Origin of the sequence: Pseudomonas sp. CM25 (assembly GCF_013179705.1) — a bacterium.
Taxonomy (GTDB): Bacteria; Pseudomonadota; Gammaproteobacteria; order Pseudomonadales; family Pseudomonadaceae; genus Aquipseudomonas.
In genome coordinates, this window is sequence record NZ_JABMCW010000562.1 from 1 (window position 1) to 2,187 (window position 2,187).

Below are 2,187 nucleotides of genomic sequence, written 5' to 3' on the forward strand. Positions count from 1 at the left end.
GGATGGCCGCAACGTGCCGCTGCAAGGCCGCGCCCGGCTGACGGCACGTGGCTTCAAGCTCAAGCAACTGTTCCCTACCTTCGCGCCGATGCAAACCAGCTTTGGCGAGCTCAACGGTGATGCCGACATCAGCGGCCGGGGCAATTCGGTGGCGGCCCTGCTGGGCACCGCGAACGGGGATCTGCGCATGCTGATCAACGATGGCGCCATCAGCCGCAGCCTGATGGAGATCGCCGGGTTGAACGTGGGTAACTATGTGGTCGGCAAGCTGTTTGGCGACGAGGACGTGAAAATCAACTGCGCGGCCGCCGATGTGGGTATCAAGGACGGTCTTGCGAGTACGCGGCTGTTTATCTTCGATACCGAGAACGCGATCATCTACATCAACGGCACGGCCAATTTCGCCAGTGAGCAGCTGGACCTGAAAGTCACGCCGGAATCGAAAGGGTTGAGGCTGTTCTCCCTGCGTTCGCCGCTGTATGTACGCGGGCCGTTCGCCAAGCCGAGTGCCGGGGTGCAGGCAGTGCCGCTGGCGTTGCGTGGGGCGGGGATGGTGGCCTTGGGTGTGGTGGCCGGGCCGGCGGCAGGGTTGCTGGCGCTGATTGCACCTAGCAGCGGCGATGATCCCAACCAGTGCACACCGTTGTTGCAGCAGATGAAAGCCGGGAAAGCACCGGCGGCGGTGAAGAGGCGGAAATAGCAGAGGGCCGCTTTGCGGCCCATTCGCAGGCAAGCCAGCGCCCACAGGTATTGCGAAAGCCTGGGCTTTGCGCGGTACTTGTGGGCGCTGGCTTGCCTGCGAATGGGCTGCAAAGCAGCCCCTTGCGATTACAGCCCTTGCAGCAGGTCGGACATGTCGTCCGCGTGCTCTTCTTCCTGCGCCAGGATATCCTCGAAGATACGCCGCGTAGTCGGGTCCTTATCCCCAATGTACTGAATGATCTCGCGGTAGCTGTCGATGGCAATCCGCTCCGCTACCAGATCCTCCAGCACCATCTCCTTCAACGAATTGCCCGCCACATACTGGGCGTGGGAATTCTTGGTCAGGTTGTCCGGGTTGAAATCCGGCTCGCCCCCCAATTGCACGATCCGCTCGGCAAGTTTGTCAGCGTGCTCGGCTTCCTGATTGGCATGCTCCAGGAACTCGCTGGCAGCCACGCTGGCCTTGATACCGCTGGCCATGAAGTAGTGCCGCTTGTAGCGTAAGACGCACACCAGCTCGGTGGCCAGCGACTCGTTGAGCAGGCGCAGGATCTCCTGGCGGTCAGCGTGGTAACCCTCGGTCACCGCGCCTTGCTCGACATGCTGGCGGGCACGTTCACGCAGGGTTTTAACATCGGTCAGTTCAGTCGCATTCATGTTCATCTCCGAAAGCATCAGGGTGGTCATGGGCATGTTCTGAAAGACTTACGCGCCGGGGACGGCTTCGCTGTCTTCTTCGCGTTGTTTGCAGGTCTTGAAGCCCTTGGCATCGACATGACCGGTGGCGTCAAAGCGCACGTAGTAGGGCTGCTGCTTGCCGTCGCGGTTGAGGATGTAGTCGTTGCAGGTACCCCCGTGCGGCAGGTCGATCACGTTCGACGGGCTGCCGCCGATGGCGATCACCTTCTGCATGGTCATGCCATGCTCCACCTGCTTGACCAGCGGTTCATCACGGTAGGTGACGTAGTCCACCGGGTTTTCCGGGCGGCTGCCGCAGGCGGCCAGGGTGGCGCTTGCCAGAAGGATTGCCAGGGTCTGCTTGTACATGGTCCCGCTCCTTGCAAAGGGTCTGTGTGGTTTGGAACCGCAACGCGCGCCGGGAGTTCGATTGCGATGGTCATGATCGGCGCTGTAGTGTTGGCCGGTCGTCCACGGAAAGGGGCAGGGCAATGCAGCAGGAATTGGCCACGCGATACCCGCTGGTGCTGGTGCCAGGCATGCTCGGGTTTGTCCGGGCGGTGCTTTACCCCTACTGGTTCGGCATCGTGCCAGCGCTGCGCAAAGGTGGGGCGCAGGTGTTTGCGGTGCAGGTTTCACCGCTGCATTGCAGTGAAGTGCGCGGCGAGCAGTTGTTGATGATCATCGAAGACATCTGCCAGCGCACAGGTGCCGACAAGGTCAACCTCATCGGCCACAGCCAGGGTGCCCTGGACGCGCGTTATGCGGCGGCCAAGCGGCCTGCTCGGGTAGCCTCGGTCACCTCGG

4 protein-coding genes are annotated in these 2,187 nt (G+C 62.0%); 2 read left to right on the forward strand and 2 right to left on the reverse strand.

The annotated features are described in order from the left end of the window. Positions 1-700 (forward strand): AsmA family protein (locus HP546_RS29405; protein ID WP_172233133.1); only part of this gene is annotated, 700 nt, incomplete at its 5' end. A gap of 128 nt (positions 701-828) precedes the next feature. Here the strand turns inward: HP546_RS29405 and HP546_RS29410 are convergent. Together HP546_RS29410 and osmE are read right to left on the reverse strand one after the other, a co-directional pair. After that, positions 829-1,359, reverse strand: coding sequence for a bacterioferritin (locus HP546_RS29410; RefSeq protein ID WP_172233136.1), 531 nt, complete (start codon positions 1,357-1,359; stop codon positions 829-831). A gap of 48 nt (positions 1,360-1,407) precedes the next feature. Continuing rightward, complete coding sequence (osmE, locus tag HP546_RS29415) at positions 1,408-1,749, reverse strand: osmotically-inducible lipoprotein OsmE (RefSeq protein ID WP_172233139.1); 342 nt, start codon at positions 1,747-1,749, stop codon at positions 1,408-1,410. Positions 1,750-1,871: 122 nt separating this feature from the next. Here osmE and HP546_RS29420 point away from each other — a divergent pair. Then, the coding region (locus tag HP546_RS29420) for a triacylglycerol lipase (protein WP_172233142.1) at positions 1,872-2,187 on the forward strand (316 nt) is incomplete at its 3' end.